24 protein-coding genes are annotated in these 25,014 nt (G+C 63.2%); 5 read left to right on the top strand and 19 right to left on the bottom strand.

Going from position 1 to position 25,014, the window contains the following annotated elements; translation table 11 throughout:
• Positions 1-25 precede the first annotated feature (25 nt).
• The gene (locus tag AC1D1B_RS22460; protein WP_477334577.1) at positions 26-1,063 is read left to right on the top strand and encodes a mechanosensitive ion channel family protein; all 1,038 of its coding nucleotides are present in this window, start codon (positions 26-28) and stop codon (positions 1,061-1,063) included.
• Here the strand turns inward: AC1D1B_RS22460 and AC1D1B_RS22455 are convergent.
• The gene (locus AC1D1B_RS22455; RefSeq protein WP_477334576.1) at positions 1,046-1,534 is read right to left on the bottom strand and encodes an RrF2 family transcriptional regulator; all 489 of its coding nucleotides are present in this window, start codon (positions 1,532-1,534) and stop codon (positions 1,046-1,048) included. The genes AC1D1B_RS22460 and AC1D1B_RS22455 overlap by 18 nt on opposite strands.
• A gap of 166 nt (positions 1,535-1,700) precedes the next feature.
• Between AC1D1B_RS22455 and trmFO the strand changes: the two genes are divergently transcribed.
• From trmFO to AC1D1B_RS22440, 3 genes are all read left to right on the top strand, one after another.
• On the top strand, positions 1,701-3,110 hold the full coding sequence (gene trmFO / locus AC1D1B_RS22450) for a methylenetetrahydrofolate--tRNA-(uracil(54)-C(5))-methyltransferase (FADH(2)-oxidizing) TrmFO (protein WP_477334575.1): 1,410 nt from the start codon (positions 1,701-1,703) through the stop codon (positions 3,108-3,110).
• Between the two features lie 71 nt (positions 3,111-3,181).
• Positions 3,182-3,472: a type II toxin-antitoxin system ParD family antitoxin gene (locus AC1D1B_RS22445; protein ID WP_477334574.1), complete on the top strand. Its 291-nt coding sequence runs from the start codon at positions 3,182-3,184 to the stop codon at positions 3,470-3,472.
• Positions 3,456-3,788 (top strand): type II toxin-antitoxin system RelE/ParE family toxin, encoded by a 333-nt coding sequence (locus AC1D1B_RS22440; RefSeq protein ID WP_477334573.1) that lies wholly within the window; start codon positions 3,456-3,458, stop codon positions 3,786-3,788. Before AC1D1B_RS22445 ends, AC1D1B_RS22440 begins: the two co-directional genes overlap by 17 nt.
• A gap of 2 nt (positions 3,789-3,790) precedes the next feature.
• Here the strand turns inward: AC1D1B_RS22440 and AC1D1B_RS22435 are convergent, their stop codons facing one another.
• The 7 genes from AC1D1B_RS22435 to yajC all read right to left on the bottom strand — a co-directional run bounded on the left by AC1D1B_RS22435 (position 3,791) and on the right by yajC (position 10,746).
• Positions 3,791-4,741, bottom strand: a complete 951-nt coding sequence (locus AC1D1B_RS22435) for a sterol desaturase family protein (protein WP_477334572.1) — start codon at positions 4,739-4,741, stop codon at positions 3,791-3,793.
• Complete coding sequence (locus AC1D1B_RS22430) at positions 4,741-5,175, bottom strand: hypothetical protein (RefSeq protein ID WP_477334571.1); 435 nt, start codon at positions 5,173-5,175, stop codon at positions 4,741-4,743. Before AC1D1B_RS22430 ends, AC1D1B_RS22435 begins: the two co-directional genes overlap by 1 nt.
• Before the next feature lie 82 nt (positions 5,176-5,257).
• Positions 5,258-6,079 (bottom strand): phytoene/squalene synthase family protein, encoded by an 822-nt coding sequence (locus tag AC1D1B_RS22425; protein WP_477334892.1) that lies wholly within the window; start codon positions 6,077-6,079, stop codon positions 5,258-5,260.
• A gap of 25 nt (positions 6,080-6,104) precedes the next feature.
• The gene (locus tag AC1D1B_RS22420; protein WP_477334570.1) at positions 6,105-6,494 is read right to left on the bottom strand and encodes an Mth938-like domain-containing protein; all 390 of its coding nucleotides are present in this window, start codon (positions 6,492-6,494) and stop codon (positions 6,105-6,107) included.
• A gap of 11 nt (positions 6,495-6,505) precedes the next feature.
• Positions 6,506-9,055, bottom strand: a complete 2,550-nt coding sequence (gene secDF, locus AC1D1B_RS22415) for a protein translocase subunit SecDF (RefSeq protein WP_477334569.1) — start codon at positions 9,053-9,055, stop codon at positions 6,506-6,508.
• Between the two features lie 185 nt (positions 9,056-9,240).
• Positions 9,241-10,338: a SecDF P1 head subdomain-containing protein gene (locus AC1D1B_RS22410; protein ID WP_477334568.1), complete on the bottom strand. Its 1,098-nt coding sequence runs from the start codon at positions 10,336-10,338 to the stop codon at positions 9,241-9,243.
• Positions 10,339-10,398: 60 nt separating this feature from the next.
• Positions 10,399-10,746, bottom strand: coding sequence for a preprotein translocase subunit YajC (gene yajC, locus AC1D1B_RS22405; protein WP_023667680.1), 348 nt, complete (start codon positions 10,744-10,746; stop codon positions 10,399-10,401).
• Positions 10,747-11,017: 271 nt separating this feature from the next.
• On the opposite strand from yajC, the gene AC1D1B_RS22400 reads away from it, so the two are divergent.
• Positions 11,018-11,893: an ATP-binding protein gene (locus AC1D1B_RS22400; RefSeq protein WP_477334567.1), complete on the top strand. Its 876-nt coding sequence runs from the start codon at positions 11,018-11,020 to the stop codon at positions 11,891-11,893.
• 166 nt (positions 11,894-12,059) lie between these two features.
• On the opposite strand, the gene AC1D1B_RS22395 is transcribed toward AC1D1B_RS22400, so the two are convergent.
• The 11 genes from AC1D1B_RS22395 to AC1D1B_RS22345 form a co-directional block, all read right to left on the bottom strand.
• Positions 12,060-13,568 (bottom strand): peptidoglycan DD-metalloendopeptidase family protein, encoded by a 1,509-nt coding sequence (locus AC1D1B_RS22395; protein ID WP_477334566.1) that lies wholly within the window; start codon positions 13,566-13,568, stop codon positions 12,060-12,062.
• Positions 13,569-13,948: 380 nt separating this feature from the next.
• Positions 13,949-14,602 carry a protein-L-isoaspartate(D-aspartate) O-methyltransferase gene (locus AC1D1B_RS22390; protein ID WP_477334565.1) on the bottom strand — a complete coding sequence of 218 codons (654 nt, stop codon included), beginning with the start codon at positions 14,600-14,602 and terminating at the stop codon, positions 13,949-13,951.
• A gap of 25 nt (positions 14,603-14,627) precedes the next feature.
• Complete coding sequence (gene surE / locus AC1D1B_RS22385; RefSeq protein ID WP_477334564.1) at positions 14,628-15,389, bottom strand: 5'/3'-nucleotidase SurE; 762 nt, start codon at positions 15,387-15,389, stop codon at positions 14,628-14,630.
• Complete coding sequence (serS, locus tag AC1D1B_RS22380; protein WP_477334563.1) at positions 15,389-16,693, bottom strand: serine--tRNA ligase; 1,305 nt, start codon at positions 16,691-16,693, stop codon at positions 15,389-15,391. Before serS ends, surE begins: the two co-directional genes overlap by 1 nt.
• A 118-nt stretch (positions 16,694-16,811) precedes the next feature.
• The gene (tatC, locus tag AC1D1B_RS22375; RefSeq protein ID WP_477334562.1) at positions 16,812-17,687 is read right to left on the bottom strand and encodes a twin-arginine translocase subunit TatC; all 876 of its coding nucleotides are present in this window, start codon (positions 17,685-17,687) and stop codon (positions 16,812-16,814) included.
• Complete coding sequence (gene tatB, locus AC1D1B_RS22370; protein WP_477334561.1) at positions 17,684-18,430, bottom strand: Sec-independent protein translocase protein TatB; 747 nt, start codon at positions 18,428-18,430, stop codon at positions 17,684-17,686. The genes tatC and tatB overlap by 4 nt, the downstream gene beginning before the upstream one ends.
• A 30-nt stretch (positions 18,431-18,460) precedes the next feature.
• Positions 18,461-18,682, bottom strand: a complete 222-nt coding sequence (locus AC1D1B_RS22365; RefSeq protein WP_023667688.1) for a twin-arginine translocase TatA/TatE family subunit — start codon at positions 18,680-18,682, stop codon at positions 18,461-18,463.
• 180 nt (positions 18,683-18,862) lie between these two features.
• Complete coding sequence (gene scpB / locus AC1D1B_RS22360; protein WP_477334560.1) at positions 18,863-19,648, bottom strand: SMC-Scp complex subunit ScpB; 786 nt, start codon at positions 19,646-19,648, stop codon at positions 18,863-18,865.
• Positions 19,645-20,445: a segregation and condensation protein A gene (locus tag AC1D1B_RS22355; RefSeq protein WP_477265667.1), complete on the bottom strand. Its 801-nt coding sequence runs from the start codon at positions 20,443-20,445 to the stop codon at positions 19,645-19,647. The genes scpB and AC1D1B_RS22355 overlap by 4 nt, the downstream gene beginning before the upstream one ends.
• 61 nt (positions 20,446-20,506) lie before the next feature.
• Complete coding sequence (gene nagZ / locus AC1D1B_RS22350) at positions 20,507-21,526, bottom strand: beta-N-acetylhexosaminidase (RefSeq protein WP_477334559.1); 1,020 nt, start codon at positions 21,524-21,526, stop codon at positions 20,507-20,509.
• 133 nt (positions 21,527-21,659) lie between these two features.
• Positions 21,660-24,983: an SPOR domain-containing protein gene (locus AC1D1B_RS22345; RefSeq protein ID WP_477334558.1), complete on the bottom strand. Its 3,324-nt coding sequence runs from the start codon at positions 24,981-24,983 to the stop codon at positions 21,660-21,662.
• Between the last annotated feature and the right edge of the window lie 31 nt (positions 24,984-25,014).

Here is a 25,014-nt window from a genome sequence, read left to right as displayed (position 1 = left end):
TGAGCTTGCATCATTTCGGGGACCCATGTTCGGCGATCATCACTCCCTTGCCCTGGTCTTGATCAATCTGCTGGGGCTTGCCGGCATTGTCGTCTGGTGTTTCCAGGGCCGTGGGCGTCCGATGGCACGCCTGATCGTCCAGATCCTGTTCTTCGCCGGCATGACCGCGGTGCTCGGCTTCAGCGGTATCCTGCCGCATTGGGTGGCTGAGACAGATCTCACAGATATCCAAGGCGCGGGCGCGTATCTGGCGAAGTCGGCGCGCGTCCTCTGGTGGATACACCTTGCCTGGACGCTTGTCGGCTTTGTGCGCCTCTACATCGTCGTCGAACACCGGCCGCGAGAAGCGCGCCTGCTCCAGGAACTGGCCGTCGCTGTTATCTATCTCGGCGTGGCGCTGTCGATAACGGGTTTCGTCTTCGGAGTTCCCGTCGCAACGTTGGCGGCGACATCGGGCGTGGTTGCCATCATTGTCGGGCTTGCGCTGCAGAACACGCTTGGTGACGTCTTTTCCGGTATCGCGCTGACGCTGGGCCGGCCCTACACGCTCGGTGACTGGATCATGCTGAGCGACGGTACGGAAGGACGCATCGTCGAAACAACCTGGCGCTCCACCCACCTGCTCACCGGCGCCAACATCATCGTCGTTCTGCCCAACAGCGTGTTGGCGAAAGTCAGCCTGACCAATCTCAGCCGTCCCGATGAGAGGCAGCTGATCAGCGTGAACGTGCGGATTGCGGCGACGCACGCGCCGCACATCATCGAGGAGGCCATGCACGCGGCTCTCCAGAAATGCCAACGGATCGTCAAGGAGCCGGCACCACTCGTCGCGCTCAAGGAGATCGACGCGGTGGCAATCGGGATCGACCTGCTCTTTTGCGTGGCCGGTCCGGGCGACCGGTTGCTCGCCAGGAATGAGGTGATCGACCTTGTCCATCGCCACTGCGAGGCGAATGGTCTGTTCCTTGCGATGTCGCCCCAGAGCTATGCCGTCGTATTGCCGGCGACGGCTGACCAGCCGCCCGCAACGGTCATGCGTTCACGTTCATCCGGCGCGCTCTAGCACCCATTCGAAGCTGTCCTTCCAAAGCTCTGGCGGGATCTCCTGCGCCAGCGCTTCGGTGAGGTCGGAAAGCCTGACGCTGCGCAGTTTTGCCCGCCAGGCCTCGTCGGCTTCCCACATGATGCGCGACACCGCGCAGGGGCCGCTTTCGCAATAGCCCTGCGGACGGCACGGATTGTTTTCGCGGATGTTGGTGCACACAAATGTCCGCGCCTTGCCCTCCACCGCTTCCACGATCTCAAGGAAGGTCAGCTCTGCCGGCGGCCGCGCCAACCGGTATCCGCCCGATGGGCCGAGCGTGGTATCCACCAGACCCGCTTGCGACAGACTTTGCAGCGCCTTGGAGAGATACTCCTTGGGAAGGCCGTGAAACTCGGCGAGCGCTTTTGTGGAGAGATACCGCCCTGCAGGCAGGCCCGCGAGAATGGCGCAGCAGTGCAGCGCCCATTCGACTTGGCTTTTCAGGATCATCAATGGATTCCGGGTCGTACCGATCGAGACTATTAAGGATATGAAATATCCCTATTTTCCTGCTGTGTAAACAGACGGTCTGGCGGAGTGGTTAGGGCGACGGCAACAACACAGGCTCGCAGCCGGCCAATTGCAAACGGCGCGCCAAGCGATTATTCCGGCGCTCATGAGCAAAAATCCAATCCACATCGTCGGTGGCGGCCTCGCCGGCTCCGAAGCCGCATGGCAGGCAGCGCAAGCCGGCGTTCCCGTCATTTTGCATGAGATGCGCCCGGTGCGCGGCACCGATGCCCACAAGACCGACGGTCTGGCCGAGCTCGTCTGCTCCAACTCCTTCCGCTCCGACGATGCCGAGAACAACGCCGTCGGCCTGCTGCATGCCGAAATGCGGCTGGCCGGTTCGCTGATCATGAGCGCCGGCGACGCCAACCAGGTGCCGGCCGGCGGGGCACTGGCCGTCGACCGCGACGGCTTCTCCGACGCCGTGACGAAAAAACTCGAAGCCCACCCGCTGATCACCATCCAGCGCGAGGAAGTGCCGGGCCTGCCGCCGGCGGAGTGGGACCAGGCGATCATCGCCACCGGCCCGCTGACGGCGCCTTCGCTCGCCCAATCGATCGCCGAGGCAACCGGCGCCGACGCGCTTGCCTTCTTCGACGCCATCGCCCCGATCATCCATTTCGACACGATCGACCTGGACACCTGCTGGTTCCAGTCACGTTACGACAAGATCGGCCCCGGCGGCACCGGCAAGGACTACATCAACTGTCCGATGGACAAGGATCAGTATCTCACCTTCGTGCAGGCGCTGGTCGACGGCCAGAAAACCGAATTCAAGCAGTGGGAAGGCACGCCCTATTTCGACGGCTGCCTGCCGATCGAGATCATGGCCGAGCGCGGCGTCGAGACGCTGCGCTACGGGCCGATGAAGCCGATGGGGCTGACCAATGCCCATAATCCGACGGTCAAAGCCTATGCCGTGGTGCAGCTGCGTCAGGACAATGCGCTGGGCACGCTCTACAACATGGTCGGTTTCCAGACCAAGCTGAAGCATGCCGAGCAGGTGCGCGTCTTCCGCACCATTCCGGGTTTGGAAAACGCCGACTTCGCCCGGCTGGGCGGCCTGCATCGCAACACCTACATCAACTCGCCGACCTTGCTCGACGCTTCGCTGCAGCTGAAGTCGCGGCCCGGCCTGCGCTTTGCCGGCCAGATCACCGGTTGCGAGGGCTATGTCGAGAGTGCAGCCATCGGCCTGCTTGCTGGCCGCTTCGCCGCCGCCGAGCGTCTCGGCTATGAGCTGTCGCTGCCGCCGCTCACCACCGCCTTCGGCGCGCTGCTGAACCACATCACCGGCGGCCACATCGTCTCCGACGATGAGCCCGGAAAACGCTCCTTCCAGCCGATGAACGTCAATTTCGGCCTGTTCCCGCCGGTCGAAGCGCCGAAGACCGAAGGCAAACGCCTGCGCGGCAAGGACAAGACGGTGGCCAAGCGCCACGCCATCACCTCGCGCGCCCAGGCCGATTGCCGGCAATGGCTGGGGCTGCCGGCACAAGCGCAAGCTGCCGAGTAACGAGCCTTTCGGATGGACTCACGGCAAGGAGTAGGATACTATCCTACTTTCTGCCCGATGGGAGCCGTTCCATGGAATCCGCCGAGAAACTGTCCGTCACCGTTACCCCCGCAATGGCGCGCATGATCCGCGAAAAGGTCGAGGATGGCTCCTTCGGATCAGCGAGCGAAGTCATTCGCGCAGCCCTTCGCGCCTTCCAGCGCGAGGAAGAAGAGCACGCCGAACGCTTGGCCTCGATACGAGCGCGAGTAAAGGCGTCGATCGAGGATACGCGGCCAAGCCATTCGGGGGAAAAGGTTCGCGACCATCTTCGGGAGCTCGCCGCTCAATATTCGAGCCGTAGCGATGATACAGCGCCTTGATGTTGAATACGGCGAAAGCGCCAGGAACGATCTGGCCGATATTTTCAGACATATCGTCGACGCCGGCGGAAGTCCTGACGCCGCGCTGAAGTTCACCTTGCGCATTGAAGACCGCTGCCAGAGTATCGGCAATGCACCGCGCGGCGGTCGCTCCCGCGACGATATCTCGCCCGGGTTGCGAATGGTCCCTTTCGAGCACTCGGCCGTCATTGTCTATGTCATCGCCGACGATCTCGTCCGCATCGTCAACATCTTCTACGGCGGTCGCGATTATGAGACGCTGATGCGCGACGGCGGCTCGAGCGAACCCTCTTAGCGCTACTCCGCCGGCTCAGCACCCGCCATCGGCAGCCCCGGCTTACCCGCCTCCCCCGGATTGCGCCTGACATACGCCGCCTTCAGCGTCTCCGAAGTCTCGCGCGAACCGTCATGGCTCCAGCCCGGCGGCTTGATCAGGTAGTTGATGCGATCACGCATCGTCAGCCCCGGCGCAAAGGCATCCCTAAACATGCCGATCCATTCGTGAAACGCCACTTTCAGCGGATTGAACGTGCCGAGATTTTTCACGATGCCGTAGCGCGGCCGGTCCTCCTCCAACTCCGCGACAAAGGTGCCGAACATGCGGTCCCAGATGATCAGCGTGCCGGCATAGTTGGCGTCGAGATAGCGCGGATTGGTGGCATGATGGACGCGGTGATGCGAAGGCGTGTTGAAGATGAATTCGAACCAGCCCCACATCTTGCCGATCGCCTCGGTGTGGATCCAGAACTGCCAGACGAGATTGAAGCCGAAGGTGAAGGCGATGACCGCCGGATGGAAGCCGAGCAGCACCAAAGGCGCCTGCAGCACGAACATGAAGGTGAACAGCCCGGTCCAGCTTTGCCGGAGCGCCGTCGAGAGATTGTAGTGCTGGCTGGAATGGTGGTTGACGTGCTCGGCCCACACCCAGCGCACCCGGTGCGCAATGCGGTGATAGACATAGTAGCGCAGATCATCGAGCAGGAAGGCGGCCAGGAACACCCACACCGACAGGCCGAGATTGAAGAAACGAAACTGCCACAGCCACAGCAGTGCCCAATAGGAGACGACGCCGAGCAGCAGGCCAGCAACGACATTGCCGGTGCCCATCATCAGGCTGGTCAGCGTGTCGCGCGTTTCGAACGACCCCTTGGCACGGCCGGTCCGCACCAGCCACAGCTCGATCAGGATGGCGGCGACGAAGAACGGGATGGCAAGCTGGGTCACCTGCGGGAAATTGAAGTCGTCCATCACGCGGCTTCCTTCGCCTGGCTCGGATTGTGCGGCCCAAGCGCCGCCGCGACAGCCCTGGCGTCAGCCTTGTCGGCGAAGGCGAAGCGTCCGCCTTTCCAGGTAAAGTCGGCCAACTTCAGCGAAATCGCGCCGTCTTCATCGAGGTCAATGGCCTTGATGTCATGCGGCGTGACGATGCGGGTCAAAAAGCAGTCGCCGACGCTGTGGACGATGCCGCTGCGGGCTGGACCGAGGTCGAGGAACGCCGTCCGGCCATCAGCCGTCAGGCGCAAGGCAGAAGCCTTCTCGTCAGGAAAATCATCGGCGAAACGGCTAAGCGCCTGATCCGCGCCGGCAAGCGTCGCGATCCTGCTGCCGCCGGTGAAGTGCACGGCCAGGACCGACAGCGCAATGCCGACAGTGACGAGTGCAACCAGCACAGGCAGGTTCATGAACAGAAATCTCCTCCAGACCGGTCGCGTCTTTTGGCGACGATTTCGGGCCGACGGAGTCCTAGCACGATTGACGTTTACGTCAAATGGCTGGCCAGCCCCGCGTCGCGCGCCTGAGCAGCAGCCAATGCCGGCGCAAGGCCGAAAGCCGCACCGCTCCGGCCAGAGGCGACTGGCGACCGTCCTTCATCTTGTCGAGATAGGCGCGGGTCAAGGCGAGCGGCAGAAATGCAAGGCGCAGCGTCCCCGGAAGCGCGGATGCCCCTTGCTCGAACGCGCCGAGATGCTCCTGAGCCAGCGCGACCATTGCAGCCACCGCCCGCGCCGCGCCGAGACCGCCATCGCCGCTGACAAACTCCTCCGGCGACGAGCCCGCCGCCGCCAGGATATCGGCCGGCACGAAGCATTGCCCGCGCCGGCGATGCAGCGGCAACAACAGCAACAAGCCGGTCATCGCTTGGGCGCAGCCGGCCCTGCCCGCCAGTTCCGCAAATCGCGGCGCTGCAATGGGATCGAGAACCATCGCCGCCAGCTGGATCAGCGCCGCCGCCGTCTCGCCGCAATAGCCTTCGAGATCGGTGCGCGACGGCATCGGATCGTCATAGAGGTCGAAGATGCGGGCTTCGAGCATGTTGTCGAAAGCAGCTTTCGGCAGACCGTGGGCGGCAATCGTCGCCTTCAGCGCATCGGCGAGCGGGTTGCCGGTGGCTGCGGCCTCGGCAGCGATGACATCGCGCCACCATTGCAGCCTCACCTCGCCCGGCAATGCCTCATGGATGCGGTCGCGGACAGACGCGATCTCGGCATTGAAGGCGTAAAGCGAAAACAGCGCCTCGCGCTTGTCGGCGGGTGCGTAGAGTGCACTAACATAGCGATCATGGTCGCCGGCGCGCACCGCCTCCATGACGATGTTGGCGGTATCGGTCACGTCAGTCGACGGCGATCAGCGCCGCGGCCACGGCGCGGTCTTCGGCGAGCAGCACATTGTAGGTGCGCACCGCCGCTCCGGTCGACATCGGGTCGGAGGCAATGCCCGCCGCTTTCAGCGCCGCCCGAAGTGCCGCCGGCAAGGGCCGCAAATCCTTGCCCATGCCTACCAGCAGGATCTCGACCTTGCCGGCCTCGGCCAGCAGCAAGCCGAAATCGGCCGCCGTCAGCGCCAGAGGATCGGCCGGCTCCCAGCCATGGATACCGGAGGGCAGGCACAGCAGCGAGCCGCGATGCGACATGTCGGCGAAGCGAAAGCCGCCATTGCCGTAGGCCTCGATCGGCGCGCGCCCGGGGAAATGCGCTTCGCGAATGACGATGCCTTTTGCCACCGGGGTGGCCGTCAGGTCGCCACGGCCTTGCCGCCACCAACCGGCTTCTCCTCGTCGGCCGTCGCCTGCGGCCTGAGCCTGAACAGGATCAGCAAGGGTGCTGCGATAAAGATCGACGAATAGGTGCCAAAGACGACACCGAACAGCATCGCCATGGTGAACGAGCGGATCACCTCGCCGCCGAACAGCACCAGCGCCAGCAGCGCCAGGATGGTCGTCACCGAGGTTAGCGTCGTTCTCGACAGCGTCTCGTTGATGGCATTGTTCAGCAATTGCGGCAGCGGCATCCGCTTGTATTTTCGCAGATCTTCTCGAACGCGGTCATAGACGACGATGGTGTCGTTGAGCGAATAGCCGATAATGGTCAGGATCGCCGCCAGCGACGATTGGTTGAACTCGAGCCCGGTGATGACGAAGAAGCCCAGCGTCATCACCACATCGTGCACCGTCGCCACAATGGCGCCGACCGCGAACTGCCATTCGAACCGGAACCAGACATAGACCAGGATGCCGATCAGCGCGACCAGCATGGCGATGGTGCCTTGCTTCGCCAATTCGCCCGAAACCGTCGGTCCCACCACTTCGACGCGGCGGAAATCATAAGTATCCTGCAGTTCGCCGCGCACCTTGTCGATGACGGTCTGCTCGGCGTTCTCGCCACCATCCTGGGTGCCGACGCGGATCAACACGTCATTCGGCGCGCCGAATTGCTGGACCTGCACTTCACCGATGTTGAGTTCCGACAGCCGGCTTCTGATATCGCCAATATCGGCGTCGCCTTGCTTGGACTGCACCTCGATGATCGAGCCGCCCTTGAAGTCGATGCCGTAATTGATGTCGACCGTAAAGAACAGCACCACCGACAGGATCGACAGCAGGCTGGACAGCGCGAAGGTCCAGCGGCGAATGCCCATGAACGGGATCTTGGTGCCGGGCGGGACGAAGGTCACCGGCGCGCGCGGCAGTTCCTTCGGACGTGCGCGGCGCAGCCAGATCGACACCAGCAGGCGTGTGAAGGTGAAGGCGGTGAACACCGTGGTCAGGATACCGATGGCATAGGTGATGGCGAAGCCCTTGACCGGGCCGGTGCCGAGATAAAACAGCACCACCGTGGCGATCAACGACGTCACGTTGGAATCGACGATGGTCGCCAACGCCTTGGTGAAACCGGTGTCGATCGACTGGATCACCGAACGGCCGGCGCGTCGCTCCTCGCGGATACGCTCGTAAATCAGCACGTTGGAATCGACCGCCATGCCGATGGTCAGCACGATACCGGCAATACCGGGCAAGGTCAGCGTTGCGCCAAGCAGCGACAAAAGCCCGACGATCATCGCCACGTGCACGGCCAGCGCGATGTTGGCGAGGAAGCCGAGAAGGCCGTAGGCGACGAACATGAAGGCGACGACGAGAATGGATCCGATGATGCCGGCGACCTTGCCTGCATGGATCGAATCCTGGCCGAGGCCTGGGCCAACGGTGCGCTCTTCGATCACCGTCAGCTTTGCCGGCAGCGCGCCGGCGCGCAGCAGCACGGCGAGATCATTGGCGCTTTCAGCGGTGAAATTGCCCGAAATCTGGCCGCTGCCGCCAAGGATCGGTTCGCGAATGACCGGCGCCGAGATCACCTGATTGTCGAGGATGATGGCGAACGGCTTGCCGACATTCTGCTGCGTCGCCTGGCCGAACCGGGTCGCGCCGCGCGAATTGAAGGTGAACGAAACCACCGGCTCGTTGTTCTGCGAGTTGTAGGTTGCCGTCGCCTTGGCGAGATCTTCGCCCGAAACAATGACGCGATTCTCGACCAGATAAGGAACCGGCGGATCGTCCTGTGAATAAAGCACCGAGGAGCCCGCCGGCGGGCGGCCATTGAGGGCGTCCTGCACCGACATCGAGGTGTCGACCATCTGGAACGTCATCTTGGCGGTCTGGCCGATGATTTCCTTCAGCCTTTGCGGATCCTGCAGGCCCGGCACCTGGACCAGCACACGATCGTCGCCCTGCCGCTGGACGATCGGCTCTGTGGTGCCGAGTTCATTGACGCGACGCTCGACGACTTCGATCGACTGCGCCAACGCAGCCGAGGTGCGGTATTTGATGCCGGCGTCGGTGACGGTGAATTTCAACAGGCCGGCTTCGGAATCATCCAGCGACATTTCCTGGATGGAGCCGCCGGTGAACAGGCCGGCGGCGACCGGATCGGTCAGTGGCTTCAGCGCCGTCTTGGCCGCATCGATCTGGGTTGGGTCGGTAATGCGCACCTGCACGGTACTGCCGGTGCCGCCAAGGCCGGTATAGGCTATCTTCGCGTCGCGCAGCAGCGTGCGGATTTCGTCGCGCGTCGTCTCCAGCTGCGCCTTGACCAGATCGTTCTGGTCCATCTGCAAGAGGATGTGCGAGCCGCCCTGCAGATCGAGACCGAGCGTCATCTGCCGCTTCGGCACCCAGCTGGGCAACTGCGCCAATGTGCTGGCCGGGAAGAGATTGGGCGCGGCAAGGATGAACGTGGCGGCGACAGCCAGCCAGATCAGGATCATCTTCAGGCGCGAAAAATACAGCATATGGCGTTGTCCGTCAGGGCGTGCTGGCGGATCGTTCCGCCGACAATTCGGTTATTTCTTGGCGTTGTTATTTGCCACCGGCTCGCCCTTACCCCGCACATCGTCGATTGTCGAGCGCGCTAAGGTCAATTTGGCGCCGCCGCCGGGATCGCGCTGGGCGTCGATAGCCTCCGCCGGTCGCTATTCTAATTCTGAACGCCGCCGGGCGCTATCGTGCGTACGTCGACTATTTTCAGTGTTGCCGCCATCGGGCCGGAACGCAGGATCAAGGCAAGATCATCGGCGCTTTCCTTGGTGAAGTTGCCCGATATCTGGCCGGTGCCACCAAGGATCGGCTCGCGGATGACGGGAGCCGAAAGCACCTGGCCGTCCAGAATGATGGCGAAGGGCTTGCCGACATTCTGCGAGGTCGCCTCTCCGAACCGCGCCGCGCCCTTGGCGTCGAACCGGAACGAAACGGCAGGCTCATTCATGGCCATGTTGTATACCGCCTGGGCATCGACGATGTTGTCGCCGGAAACAATGACGCGATCTTCGACCAGATAGGGAACCGGCGGTTCGTCTTGAGAAAATAGCACCGAAGAGCCTCGCGGCGGCCGGTTCTTGAGGGCATCCTCGACCGGCCAGGAGGTATCGATCACCTGAAATGTCAGCCTGCCGGTCCGGCCGAGAATTTCTTTGAGCCTTTGCGGGTCTTGTAGGCCCGGTACCTGAACGAGGATACGGTCATCGCCTTGCTGCCGCACGATCGGTTCGGGAGCGCCTGCGCTTGCCCGGAGCCGGACGGTTTCCATCGAGGGCACCATCGCCATCGACGTCCGCAGCTTCACGCCTTCATCGGTCAGCGCAAGCCTTAGCAGTCCCGGTTCCGGCTCATCGAGCGCGAATTCCTTGACGGGACTATTCCCGGCGATCGGGTCGGTGAATATTTTCAGGGCTGTCTTGGCGGCATCGATCTCAGCCGGATCGGAGATGTGAACCTTGAACTCGCGACCCGATACGAAAAGGCCCCGATAGCCGATCTTGGCATCGCGCAGCGTTGAGCGGACATCATCAAGCACCGCCTGGAGACGGAACTTGATCAAATCGTCCTTGTCCACCTCGAGCAGGAATTGCGAACCGCCCTGCTTCTCGAAACTCGTCTGACGCTTCGGCAGCCAGGCAAGAAGCTTATCGAACGTGCCGTCGGGCTCAACGGAGCGCGCGCCAACGAACACGCCAAACACCACCACGACGGCAACAACCAGCCAGGTCAGGCCCTTCGTGAGGCGCGAAAACCGCATATGGCGTTGCCTGTTGCTGGCGGACCGCGCCGCCCGAAGACCCGTTATCGCCTGTGGAGATTACTTCTTGGCGTTCTGGTTGGCCACCGGCTCGCCCTTGACCCTCACATCGGCGATCGTCGAGCGCAGCGCCGTCACCTTGGTGCCGCCGCCGAGGTCGATCTCGAGCTCATTGTCGTCGATCACCTTGGTCACCTTGCCGACGAAGCCGCCGCCGGTGATGACCGTATCACCGCGACGCACCGCCGAGATCATCTCCTGGCGCTTCTTCAGCTGCGCGCGCTGCGGCCGGATGATGAGAAAATACATAATCACGAAGATCAGCACGAACGGGAGTATCATGCCGATATCCCCGAACGGACCAAGCGGAGTTCCCGTGGCTTGGGCGTATGCCGGTGTGACGAACATCAAGAACTCCTGGTTACGAAGAAGGCCATGAGGCGGCCTCGCCAAATTTGGCCGGAATATAGTGGGTAAAGTTGCCAATGCAACTGCGCGGCCCGGCTTTCGGCTGCTTTTCCGGCCGGTTGACCCGTGTTAGAGCATGCTCCCGGATGGCGAGCGTGATTTTCGCAAAAGATCATGCTCAAACAAAAGCTTGGAACCCGTTTCTATCTCGCCCGGACCAGCACGATTTCCCCCTGCGCACGTTCGTGCAGAAACAAACAAAGACCGAGACATGACCGACAGCACCATCGAGGCCCTGAACCAGAAGCTCGACCGCCTGATCGAGGCGGTCATCCGCCTCGCCCCGCCGCCGGTGCCGCAAACGGATCTTGCCGTGGCTGACTGCTTTGTCTGGCAGGCCGATCCCGGCTATCTCGAGCCGGTCCGCAAGGTCAACCGCGTCGGCATCGACCTGATCCGCGGCGTCGATCGCGTTCGCGACATTCTGGTCGAAAACACCGAGCGCTTCGCCGCCGGCCACGCTGCCAACAATGTGTTGTTGTGGGGCGCGCGCGGCATGGGCAAATCCTCGCTGGTCAAGGCCGTGCATGCCGAGATCAACGCCAAAGCCAAATCCGATCTGCCGCTCAAGCTGATCGAGATCCACCGCGAGGACATCGACACGCTGCCCAGGCTGATGAGCCAGTTGAAGGCAGCGCCCTTTCGCTTCATCCTGTTTTGCGACGACCTGTCTTTCGACCATGACGACACCTCCTACAAGTCGCTGAAGGCAGCCCTTGAAGGCGGCGTCGAGGGCCGCCCGGCCAATGTCATCTTCTACGCCACCTCGAACCGCCGGCACCTGTTGCCGCGCGACATGATCGACAATGAGCGCTCGACCGCCATCAATCCATCCGAAGCAGTCGAGGAAAAGGTTTCGCTGTCCGACCGTTTCGGCCTGTGGCTTGGTTTCCACAAATGTTCGCAGGACGAATATCTCGACATGATCAACGGCTATGCCAGCCATCACAAGCTGGAGATCGACCCGGAGCAGCTGCGCGCCGAAGCGCTGGAATGGGCGACAACGCGCGGCAGCCGCTCGGGCCGTGTCGCCTGGCAGTTCACCCAGGATCTGGCGGGCCGCCTCGGCAAGCCGCTCAACGATTGATATCCAGACCATGATCCCGAAAAGTCGAAGCCGGTTTTCGGATAAGATCATGGTCAACAAAAACGACTGAAAAAGCCCGCCCCTTGCGGAGCGGGCTGAGCCGGCGGGCCGGACTGGAGGTCAGACGGCCTGCAAAACGTTTATTGTTCTATTCGAGATAGCGCGACTATTCGAGATAGCCCGACGGATCGACCGGGGCCGAGTTCTTGCGCACTTCGAAGTGCAGTTTCGGCGAGTCGGTGGTGCCGCTCATGCCCGACAGCGCGATTTCCTGGCCGCGCTTGACCTTCTGGCCGCGCTGCACCTCGATCGAACTGGCATGGCCGTAGACGGTGACCAGACCGTTTTCGTGGCGCACCAGCACCGTGTTGCCGAATTCCTTGAGGCCGTCGCCGGCATAGATGACGACGCCATTCTCGGCCGCCTTGACCGGCGTCCCTTCCGGCACGGCGATGTCGACACCATCCTTGCCGCCACCAAAGCTGGAGATCACGCGGCCACGCACCGGCCAGCGCATCTTGCCGATGCCGGTGGCGTCCGGCGCCACAGCGTCGTCGTCCTCGGCCTGCTGGATGACCTTGGTGTCCTTCTTCGGCGGCGTGTAGGTGGCGAGCGTCTCCGTCGGCTTCGCCGCCGGCTGGGTGGCGGCCGTCGTCACCGGATCGACTTTTGCCGGCTTGGCGCTGGCGACCGTTGCCGTGCCGCCGGCCGGAACCTTCAGCGTCTGGCCGATCTTGAGCAGTCCGTCCTGCATGCCGTTGGCCTGCTTCAGCGCAACGACGCCAACGCCGGTCTTGCGTGCAATCGAGGACAGGCTATCGCCCTGCTGGACCGTATAGGTGCCCGCGCCGGCCTTGGGTGCGGCCGCAGCCATCTGCTGCGCCGGCTTGTCGGCCTTCGGCTTGTTCGCGGCGGAGGCATCGACCTGCGCAGCGGATTTGCCGTCCTTGAGTTTCGGCTGCTGCGGCAGCACGGCGACCTTCTCCGGCGCCGGTGCCTTGGGGCTGTTCGCCGGCTTGCCATTGGCAAGTTTCGGTTCGGTCCCCTTGCTCGAATAGGCATAGGCCGGGATGACCAGCTTCTGGCCGGTCTTCAATCCCTTGGTGGCGCTCAGGCCGTTGACCTTCATGATCACGTCGGCCGGCACATGATAATGCTGGGCAATGCCGGAAATGGTCTCACCGTCCCTGACCACGATCTCTGTGGCATGCGGCGTACCGCCAGCGGCGGGCTTTGGCGCATCGGGCTCACCAGCATTCTTGAATGGCCTTGCCGGCTGCACGGTGCCGGTCGTCATCGTCCTGTCGACATGCGGTGCAGGCGCAAGTGCAGGCGCCGAGGCGGTGCGCATCGGAGCAGCCTTGGGCTGGCTTGGCGGCGGCAACTGCTGGACGGTGACCGGCTCCAGGCTGGAGCGGCTGACCGACTGGCTATGGCTGCCATCGACCGGTGCTGCAGCGATCGGCTCGGCTGCCACATCGCCCGGATAGGGCTGCGCGTTGCTCTGCTTGTCGATGATGGCGCGTTGATTGTTGGTCGAGGAGGTGAAGACGTCGTCGACACCGTTGAACCGTGAGGCCTGGGAGCTACATCCCGCTGCCACTCCGGCTAGCATGAGGACAGCGCAACCCCGCGACAGAGTACGCCCGTTTGCCTTCAAAACACTGAATTGCATCGCACTAACCCGCACAGACCCGGTACACACTGGTCATGATTAAAGCGCGTTAATGTTACTGGCGGGTTAACCCCATAGAATCAGACGCAAATTTTCTTAAAACATTTTCGAGCCGCCGAAGGTGCGTTGAGATTCAGGTCATCGTCAACTTCGTCATCCTAGGGCGTAGCAGGAGCGAAGCTCCGTCGCGCAGACCCTAGGATCCATTCCGTGACATTTGCCGAAGAACGTAGCGGAGCAAAATTTCTGTGCCGTAGCAATGCCTTGCCGGCGCGGCATGGATCCTAGGGTCTGCGCCGCGTCGCTTCGCTCCTTGCTCCGCCCTAGGATGACGAAACGACGGGATTCTGCATTATCTTCGAAGCACGCGATACCCGTTCTCAAATCACCGCCGCGACGCTGCGCAGGATCGGCTGCAGGCGCACGGTTCCGATATCCTCACGCTCGAAACGGCTGCCGACCTTGGTCAGCTTGGCAAGAACCTGCTCGCCCTCCTCCGGCCCGATCGGCGCAATGACGATGCCGCCGCTCGACAGCTGCTCGAGCAGGAAGCGCGGCAGGGTGTCGAAAGCCGCCCAGGCGACGATGCGGTCGAACGGCCCTTCATTGGCGAGCCCGTTGGAGCCGTCGGCCTGGCGCACGATGACATTGCCGATGCCGAGCGCCTCGAAGCGTTGCCTCGCCTGTTCGGCCAGCGTCTTGTAGCGATCGACGCTGACGATGCGCGCCGCCAGTCGCGACATCACCGCCGCCGTATAGCCCGAGCCGGTACCGATCTCGAGTACCCGGTTGCCGGGCTCTATTGCCAACGATGCGATCACCGTCGCCTGCAGATCGGCGCCCTCGATCGCCTCGCCGCATTCGATCGGCAGCATGCCGTCCGACCAGGCGATCGAATGGTATTGTCCGTTGAGAAAGCCGCGCCGCGGCGTCGCCTCGAAGGCGGCGATCAGCGCCTTGGGCACCGCGCCGCGGCCACGCAGGCGCAGCAGGAAAGCGGCAAAACCCTCACGGTCGTCGAGCGGCAAGTTCATGCAAAAACCTTGTTCATGCCAAACCTTATTCGGACAGAGCCTTGGTCAGTTGGTCGCGGATCTCATGGGCGGTGAGGTCAAGCTGCAGCGGCGTCACCGACACCAGCCGGTTGCGAAGTGCGTGGAGATCAGTGCCTTGCTTGCCTTCCACAGGCTCGCGGCCGAAGCGCAGCCAGTAGTAAGGCAGGCCGCGCCCGTCGCGGCGCTCGTCGACCCACAGGCTGTGCACCAGCTTGCCTTGCGAGGTGACCACGGTGCCGGCGACTTCTTCGGGCAGGCAGTTGGGGAAATTGACGTTGAGCAGCACGCCGTCCGGCAGCGGCATGGCAACGAGCTTCTTCAGCAGCGCCGGCGCCAGCGTCTCGGTGGTCTCGTAGGGAACGACGCGGTCCTCGCCGACATAGGAATAGCCCTGGCTGAGCGCGATCGAGCGGATGCCGAGCAACGCGCCTTCCATGGCGCCGGCGACCGTGCCGGAATAGGTGACGTCGTCGGCGATGTTGGCGCCCGAATTGACGCCCGACAGGATCAGGTCGGGTGGCTCAGGCAGGATCTTCTTGACGCCCATGATGACGCAGTCGGTCGGCGTGCCGCGCACGGCATAATGCTTCTCGCCGATCTTGCGCAGCCGGAGCGGCTCCGAGATCGACAGCGAATGCGCGTAGCCGGACTGGTCCTGCTCCGGCGCCACCACCCAGACATCGTCCGAAAGCGTGCGGGCGATGCGTTCGAGCGACGCCAGGCCCTCGGCATGGATGCCGTCATCATTGGTCAGAAGAATGCGCATTATTTCGATTCGATCTTCGCCAGACCGCCCATATAAGGCCGCAGCACTTCAGGAATGGTTACGCTGCCATCTTCATTCTGGTAGTTTTCGATGACAGCTATGAGAGCGCGGCCGACGGCGGTGCCCGAGCCGTTCAGCGTATGGACGAAGCGGTTGCCCTTGCCATCCTTGTCCTTGTAGCGGGCATCCATGCGCCGGGCCTGGAAATCGCCGCAGACCGAGCAGGACGAGATCTCACGATAGGCGTTCTGGCCGGGCAGCCAGACCTCGATGTCATAGGTCTTGCGCGCGCCAAAACCCATGTCACCAGTGCACAGCACCATGGTGCGGAAGGGCAGTTCCAGCCGCTTCAGCACCTCTTCGGCGCATTGCGTCATCCGCTCATGCTCGGCGATCGAGGACTCCTGGTCGGTGATCGAGACCAGCTCGACCTTGTAGAACTGGTGCTGGCGCAGCATGCCGCGCGTGTCGCGCCCGGCGGAGCCCGCTTCCGAGCGGAAGCACGGCGTCAGCGCGGTGTAGCGCAGCGGCAACTTTTCATGCGCGGTGATTTCTTCGCGCACAAGGTTGGTTAGCGGGACCTCGGCGGTAGGGATCAGCCCGAGCCGACCCTCGCCATGCTGGACGAAAAACAGATCGTCCTCGAATTTCGGCAACTGATTGGTGCCGAACAAAACTTCGTCGCGCACCATTAGCGGCGGGATGATTTCCTCATAGCCGTGCTCGGTCGTGTGCAAATCGAGCATGAACTGGCCAATGGCGCGTTCCATCCGCGCCAGCCCGCTCTTCAGCACGGTGAAGCGCGACCCCGAGAGCTTTGCCGCCCGCTCGAAATCCATCATGCCGAGCGCTTCACCTACTTCGAAATGCTCCTTCACCCAGTTCGGCCGCGTCGGCACCTTGCCGACGGTGCGTTTGACGACATTGTCATGCTCGTCCTTGCCCACCGGCACGTCGTCGAGCGGCACGTTGGGCAGCACCGCCAGCGCGTCGTTCAGCGCCTTGTCGAGTTCGCGCTCCCGCGCCTCGCCATTCTGGATGAAGGTCTTGATGTCGCCGACTTCGGCCTTGAGCTTTTCGGCCAAAGCCGCATCGCCCGAACGCATGGCGTTGCCGATCTCCTTGGAGGCAGCGTTACGGCGCTCCTGCTTGGTCTGCAATTCGGTGACGTGCTCGCGCCGCGCCTCATCCTTCTTGATCAGCTCATCAACCGTGGACTGCGCCTCGTCAGCCGACCAAGAGCGCTTGGCCAGCGCCTCGACAAGGGCCTTCGGGTTGTCGCGAATCCATTTGATATCAAGCATGGTTGGTTCGTCCTCAGGATAAGGCCTGAGGGGGTAAACCGCATCCTTGATCGATGCAAGACGAGCGTTCAGCGACTGCCGCGTTTTTCGGCCGGCGCAGCCGCCCGAGGCCTGCCGTCTAGGAAGGAGTCTGCGTTGAGGACGCTTTCGCTGCCTTTTCCGCCACGGCTTCGGCAGCTTCCTGCTTTTCGCGCGCCAGCTTCTGCTTGACCTGATCGCGCTCGATCAGCCGGGCCGCCCAGATCGAGACCTCGTAGAGCAGGATCGTCGGGATGGCCAAGCCGATCTGGCTCATCGGATCGGGCGGCGTCAGCACGGCTGCGACGACGAAGGCGATAACGATCGCCCATTTGCGCTTCTCGGCCAGCGCCTTGGACGACAGCATGCCGACGCGCGTCATCAGGCTGGTCACCACCGGCAGCTGGAACACCAGGCCGAAGGAGAAGATCAGCGTCATGATCAGGCTGAGATATTCCGACACTTTCGGCAGCAGCGAGATCTGCACCTGGTCATCGGTGCCGGCCTGCTGCATGGCGAGGAAGAACCACATCACCATCGGCGTGAAGAAGAAATAGACCAGCGACGCGCCCATCAGGAACAGGATCGGCGAGGCGATCAGGAACGGCAGGAAGGCGTTGCGTTCGTTCTTGTAGAGGCCGGGCGCGATGAATTTGTAGATCTGCGTGGCGATCAGCGGAAATGCGATGACCATGCCGCCGAACATGGCGAGCTTGACCTGCGTGAAGAAGAATTCCTGCGGCGCCGTATAGATCAGCTCGACCTTGTGCGGATCGAGGCCTGCCCATTGCGTCGCCCATTTGAACGGGACAACCAAAAGGTTGAACAGCTTCTTGGCGAAGAAGAAGCAGACGAGGAAGGCGACGAAGAAGCCGCCGATCGACCAGATCAGCCGCCGCCGCAGTTCGATCAGATGCTCCATGAGCGGAGCCGACGATTTCTCGATCTCGTCCTTTTCGGTGTCCGAAACGCTCACTTGGCGGCTCCCGCCGTCTTCTTGGCTGCCGGCTTCTTGCCCGGCGCAGATTTCGGGTCAGCCTTTGCGGCAGTCTTTGGTGCAACAGCTGATTTGGCGGCTTTTGCCGGCGCCACCTTGGCGGCCGCGGCTGACGGCTTGGCCGAAGCTTTAGCCGCAGGTGTAGCCTTTGCCGGTGCTGCCTTGGTTACCGCCGTCCTGGTTGCCGGCGCGTTGGCTTGCTTCGGTGCCGCTGCCTTCTTTGCAGGCGCCTTCCGCGGCGCTGGCGTTGCAGCAGCCGGCGTCACTACGGACTCGTCGGTCATGGCCGGAAAGATCGGCGCTGGCGGGACGGCGTCCGGCGCGCTCACGCCGGGCATCACCGTCGCGCCGTTCTTGAGCGGCTCGGCTGCCTGCGGCGTCTCGGCCGCCGGCGTTGAGGGATCAACCGCAGGCTTCGGCTTCATCACCGCATCGACGCCGGAGCGCACATCGGCAGCCGCCTGTTCGAACGGATTGAGCTGCTTGCGGATCTCGGCTGCCGGATTGAGGCTTCTGAGCGTATCGACCGACTTCTTGACGTCGTCGAGTTCGGCTTCTTTCAGCGCCTCATTGAACTGCTTCTGGAAGTCGGAAGCCATGGCGCGCAGCTTCGCCGTCGTGCGGCCGAAGGTGCGCAGCATATTGGGCAAATCCTTGGGCCCGACGACCACGATCATGACGATCGCGATCACCAGCATTTCGGTCCAGCCGACTTCAAACATGGCAATCTGTTCCGACTAGAAACCTTGGGCTCAGCTCTTGCTGGCCTTTTCCTTCACTGCCGAAACGGTCTCGTCCGGGCGATGCTCGACGGTGCGCTTGTCATCGGCGGTGTCGTCGTCGGCCATGCCCTTCTTGAAGCTCTTGATGCCCTTGGCCATGTCGCCCATCAGCTCGGGAATCTTGCCGCGGCCGAACACCAACAGCACGATCACCAGCACGATCATCCAGTGCCAAATCGAAAATGAACCCATTGTAACTCTCTCTCGAATGTTTTCCCTGGCGATGATCTATGCGTTTTCGCGTTGGGATTCAAACACAACCGCGACAAAGTTTATGAAGGCGCGGCTTATGTCACGCATTTTCGGCAAAGCGGTCCGCTACCAATCGGCGCATGTACAGCAGCAATGCAGCTTTTTGACAGCGGCTTGCGGTCAATCTTCCGTGACGCGTGGCGTCAACAGGCCGAGTTCCTCGAGGTCGATGTCGGTCAGCGCATCCTCGTCCTCGGTCAGCGCATCCGGATCGGCAGGCGGCAGCGGAATGGCGAAATTCGACGGAATGCGGCCGGAAAGCAGCCCTGCGCCCTTCAGTTCGTCCATGCCGGGAAGATCGCGGATCTCCTCGAGCGCAAAATGGTCGAGGAAAGTGTCCGTCGTGCCGTAGGTGACCGGGCGGCCCGGCGTGCGGCGGCGGCCGCGCATCCGCACCCATTCCGTCTCAAGCAGCGTATCGAGCGTGCCCTTCGAGGTCTCGACGCCTCTGATGTCTTCGATCTCGGCGCGCGTCACCGGCTGGTGGTAGGCGATGATCGCCAGCACTTCGAGGGCCGCGCGGGAAAGCTTGCGCTGCTGGACCGTATCGCGGCTCATCAGGAAGGCGAGATCGCCGGCGGTGCGGAACGCCCAGGCATCGCCGACCCGCACCAGATTGACGCCGCGCCTGGCATAGATCTGCTGCAACTCGGCCATGGCAGCGGCAATGTTGATGCCGTCGGGCAGCCTGGCTGCGAGCTGCTTTTCGCTGACCGGCTCGGCGCTGGCGAACACGATCGCCTCGGCCATGCGCACAGCTTCCGCCATATGCAGCCGCTCGCCAGGATTCATGGGCGAGTTCTGGGACGAATTGTGGGTCTCGGTCGGGTCCTGGGCGATAATGCCCTCCTCCGTCTCTTCTTCGACCTTGAACGGAATGACCGAAGCGTTGGCGCGTTCGCTCATGATGCCACCTCGACTGCCTTGATTGGCTGCGCGCGGCCGCGCAGATAGAGCGGCGCGAACACCTGGTCCTGCCGCATCTCGATGCTGCCTTCGCGCACCATCTCCAGCGACGCCGCAAACGAGCTGGCAATCGCCGTGCGCCGCTCTTCCGGGCTGGTCAGATAATCGATCAGGAAGCCGTCCAGCGCCGTCCAGTCGCGCAGCGAGCCGATCAGCCGGGCCAGGATGTCGCGCGCGTCCTTGAGCGACCACACGCCGCGCCGTGCGATCGTCACATTGGTGATCGCATGTTTCTGGCGCTGCTGGGCGTAGGCGGTAAGCAGGTCGTAGAGCGAGGCCGAATAGGCGTTGCGCTTCTCGACGATGACCATTTCCGGCATGCCGCGCGCGAACACGTCGCGGCCGAGCCGGTTGCGGTTGACCAGCCTTGCCGAGGCGTCGCGCATGGCTTCCAGCCGCTTCAGCCGGAACTGCAGCACCGCCGCCAACTCCTCGCCGCTTTCGCCTTCCTCGCCGGGCTGCTTGGGGATCAAAAGCTTCGACTTGAGGAAGGCTAGCCACGCCGCCATCACCAGATAGTCGGCGGCAAGCTCTAGCCGCAGCGCCCTCGCCGTCTCGACAAAGGTCAGATATTGCTCGACCAGCGCCAGGATCGAAATGCGCGCCAGATCGACCTTCTGGGTGCGGGCAAGGTGCAACAAAAGGTCGAGCGGACCTTCGAAGCCGGCGACGTCGACAACCAGCGACGGATCGCCCGTGACGCGTGAATCGTCGTTCTCGGCCCACAGACGGTCCATCGGTGCGGCCTTCGCAGCCTTGCTGTCCAATGTTTCCGCCACTTGCCCCTTTGTCTCCTGTCTAGGCCACCGCGTCGAAATAGGTGGCAAACTCGGCGCGTATCTCGGTTTCGTCGGCCCGGTCGTGGTCCTGTATATAGGTCAGCGCCCGCTTTGCCCGCTCCAGCGACGTGCCTTCAAGTCCTGTGGTTCGCGATGCGATGCCCGCCATCTCCTCGAAAACGCCATTGCAGTGAAGGACCAGATCGCAGCCCGCCGCAAGGATCGAGGCCGCCTTTGTCGGGAAATCCCCAGAAAGTGCCTTCATCGAGGTGTCGTCGCTCATCAACAGCCCGTCGAAGCCGATCTCGCGGCGGATGATCTCGTCGATGACCTTGCCCGACGTGGTCGCCGGGTTGTTCGGATCGATGGCGCTGTAGACGACATGCGCCGTCATCGCCATCGGCAGATGGCTAAGCTCCCGGAACGGGGCGAAATCATGCCGTTGCAGGTCGCTCAGCGAGGCGTTGACAACAGGCAGTTCGAAATGCGTGTCGGCAAAGGCGCGCCCATGGCCCGGAATGTGCTTCATGACGGGCAGCACGCCGCCCGACATCAACCCTTCCGCCGCCGCGCGGCCAAGCTCGATAACCGGGCGCGGCTCCTTGCCGTAGGCCCGCGCGCCGATGACGTCGCTGGCGCCCTCGATCGGCACGTCCAGCACCGGCAGGCAATCGGCCGAGATGCCGTAGCGCAAAAGGTCGAAGGCGTGCAGCCGCGCCATCAGCCAGGCGGCGCGGTTGCCGGCGTCATGGTCTTTACGCCACAATGCGCCGAGAGCGCCGCCGGCCGGATAGTTCGGCGCCAGCGGCGGCCGTAGGCGCTGGACCCTTCCGCCCTCCTGGTCGATGAACACCAGCGCATCGGGGCGCCCGATGCAGTCGCGCATTTCGGCGACCAGATCGCGGATCTGCTCGGTCTCGCCGATGTTGCGCGCAAACAGGATGAAGCCCCACGGGCATTCATTGCGATAGAAACGTATTTCGTCGCGAGTGAGCGATTTCCCGGCACAGCCGAGGATCATGGATTTTGATTCGGTCATCCCAGGAGTTTAGGGCTTCGCGCCGTCAAAGGGAATCACCCCGGGCCACAAGCGCCTGAACCCCTCGCCCATCCACATGAAAAAGCCGGCGCGACCCCTTGGGAACGCGCCGGCTTTGATGATTGGTCAGGTTCTAGCGCGACACGAAGCAGTTGCCGCCAGCAGCCTTGTAGCTGGTGCACAGGTTGATCGCATCGTTGCGCGACTGCGCCGGGACGCGGACGCGGTAGAAAGTGCCCTTGCCGGCGATCTCGGCCTTGACGATGTTGGCGGTGCGGCCCGCCAGCACGCTGCCATAGCGGCGCTGCAGGTCTGCATAGTTGGCCTGGGCGCTTTCGACCGTCGGCTGCGAAGCAATCTGCATCGACCACGAACCGCCGCCTGATGTCGAAGCCGTCGCCGGAATGGAGGCAACCTGGTCGGGCTTGACCTCGCCGACCACATCGACCGGCTGGTCGGACGGGCGCTGCGGCGCCACGGCAACCGTCTGCGGCGTATTGGCGGACTGCGCCTCAGCCTTCGGTGCAGCCGCCGGCTTCACCGGCTTGACCGGCTTGGCGGGCTCAGTGCTAGCCTGGTCGCCGCTTGCCTGATCGGCGGTAGGCGCCACGGTGCCGGTCGGCTCGGCATCGGCTGACGGAGCGACGTGCTGCGGCGCCGGGTCAAGCGGCTCGGCAGCCGCAACCTGCGGCGCGGCCGGCGCCGGATCCTCGCGCGCCACCAGCGAGCCGTCAGGCTTGACCACCATGGTCCGCACCTTGCGCGGGGCAACGGCGACTGTATCGGGGTTCTTGTCGGCTTCCTGCAGCACCTGCGCGATGCGGTCTTCGGATTTTGGCGCCGGCGCGACAGCCGCGTCGGGATTGACTGCAGCATCGGGATTGCCGGCAGCGTCGGTGCCCGGGGCAGCATCGGTATCGTCCGGCGACAGGTCGACGACGCGGCTTTCCGGCTCCTTCGCCTTCACATCAACCGGCTCTTCGGTGTTGGTGACCAGCTTTTCCTGCACCGGCTCGGCCGGCTTGGTGCCCTTGGCCACCGCGTCATAGACCTTGTTGTCCTGGTTCGGCACCACGGCGCCGCCCGGATTTTCCGGCTTGACCTTGATCGGGGTGTTGTCGGCCTTGACGATCACGGGAGCGTCGCTGCCGCCCTTGCCGCCAAAGGACAAGGCGAAGGCGCCAAGACCGCCCGCAATTGCCACCGCGCCGACGACAGCTGCAATAAACAGCCCGCTCCTGCGCGGCCGTGCAGCTTCCTGCTCGGACAGGCCCGGCACCGCCATCGCCTCGTCCAGATCCGGATCGTAGTCGAGTTCGTCGACCGCAAAATCGTCAGCCTGCGAAACCGGCTGGCTGCCCGGCAGATCGTCCGTGTCGAAGCCACCGGCGGCATAGGTATTTTGCGCCGCGGCGGCGGGCGCTTCTGCCGGCCGCGCCGCATAGGCGCGCTGGTCGAGCTCATGGCCAGAAGTGAAGCCGGAGCTGTAGGAATCGTCGTCATAAGCGGCGCTGCGCGTGGCCGCAGGCGGCTGCTGCGCCACTTCCAGCGCGTTCATGTCGGTGAGCAGGCCGGCGAATTCAGCGTCGATATCGTCGTAGGCCGCCGGCTCGTCTTCCTGGAAGTTGAGCTCGGGAATATCGAGGTCATCGGCAATCGCCACGACGCGCTCCGGCACATCGACCGTCTCGACATCCGGCATCTCGTCATAAGCCTGAGACGGCGCTTGGCGCGATGGCGCCGGTGCCACATAGGCAGCAGCGACCGGCTGGTCGCGATAGGTTGGCGCTGCCGCCGGCGGCATCGAAGGCTTTTCTGCAAAAGAAGCTTGCGGCTGTGCTGTAAAAGAAGGCTGTGCTGCAAAGGAAGGCTGCGCGGGGGTCGGGGTCACGCGGCTCCACGAACGCGCCGGCTCCGGCGGCGTCGAGCGCCAATCATCAGCGGAGCGTTCGGACGTGCCGTCATCACCGAGATCGATGCCCTTGGCCAAGGCCGCATCGAAGGCATGATCGTCGAACTCGATCTCGGGCTCATGACCCTCGAGTTCACCCGCAAGCAGATCCTCGAAATCGGTATCGTTCTGGGCCGCGGCGGCTTGAGGAGCCTGCGCAGGCGCGTGTTCGTCCAGGTCCCAGTCGAGATTGTCGGCAGGAGCCGCCGGCGCCGCAGCGGGCCGCTGCACCGGCACGACAGGCTCATAGGCCCTTGTGGGCTCGATGATTGGCGCCGGCCGTGGTGTGGTCATCGCGCCAAGCAGCGCGTTGAGTTCATCTTCCAAAGTCCGTTCGTCAGCGGCCGGCGCGGCCGGGGTCGCCACAGCGGTGGGCGCCACAATAGCGGGCGCGACATAGGCGGGTTCGACCGGGGCTGGCTGCACCGGAGCGGCGTCGATCTCAGCAACCGGCTCGTGGTCGGCAACCGCGTCGTCGATGCTCAGGTCGAAATCGTCAAATGCTTCGTGCGCAGTCTCATGGGGAGCCTCCGCAGTGGGAGCCTCCGCAGTCCAGGCCAGCAGCTCATCGCCTTCCGGCGCATCGATCTCAACCGGCGCGCTGGCCTCCAGATCGCTGACATCCAGATCGCGCTCTTCCGGATCCTCGGCTTCAACAGGCTGAGCTTCGAAAGCCTGAGGCTCGAAATCCTGCGCGGCGAAATCCATGTCGACATCGGCCATCGCGTCGTCGAAATGACCGGTAAAATCCTCGTCGGCAACAGCGTGGTCGCCGGCGTCGACGACCGGCGCCTCGGCTGCCGGAGCGGCATACTGGTCCTGCGCCGGCACATGACTGTCCAGCGTCAGCTCGTCTTCCAGCGACATCGAGACGGCATTGTCGAAATCATCGTCGAATGCAATGTCATCGGCAGGCGCAGCAGCAACCTCGGCGACATCGACGCTATGGGCGACGTCATCGGTCGCATCGTCATCGAGCAGCAATCCCTGCTCGAGCGACGCGGCAAGCTCGTCGTCCATCGGCAGATCGTCTTCGAGCGGCGACACGTTCTCCAGCGAGCTGGCGACGGCAGTGTCGAAATCGTCGTCGAATGCAGGTTCGTTAAATGCGGGCTGAGCAAACGAAGGTTCGACGGCAGAAGCCGCGGCCTGCGGGGGAGTGCCAAAATGATGATCGGCGGCATCTTCGAAGACGAAATCATGGTCCAGAGAAGCGGCAAGCGCGTCGTCCATCGCAGCGTCGGCAATTTCGAAAGCCGGCTCGTGAATCTCGGCGGCAGGCTGATTGGGCTCGACAGAAGCAACGTCGTCGCCGAATTCGCCCATCAACTCCTTCTCGAGGTCGATGTCGAAGTCGCCCTCGTCCGCAACCTTCTCGACGGCTGGCGCCTGTGGCTTGACCGGCTGGCGCGGATCGAAACCCATGATCCTGGTCAGTTCCGCGAACGGATCATCCTCGGCGATGTCGTTGTTGTCGGCTACTCTCAGCTGGGTTCTGTCTGCCATTATTGTTCCCGAACTCGCACTCATTCGGACG

It is taken from the genome of Mesorhizobium sp. P2_C5_2 (assembly GCF_056404535.1).
The sequence above is the reverse complement of the archived record's forward strand: the minus strand, read 5'-3'. Positions and strand labels throughout refer to the sequence as shown.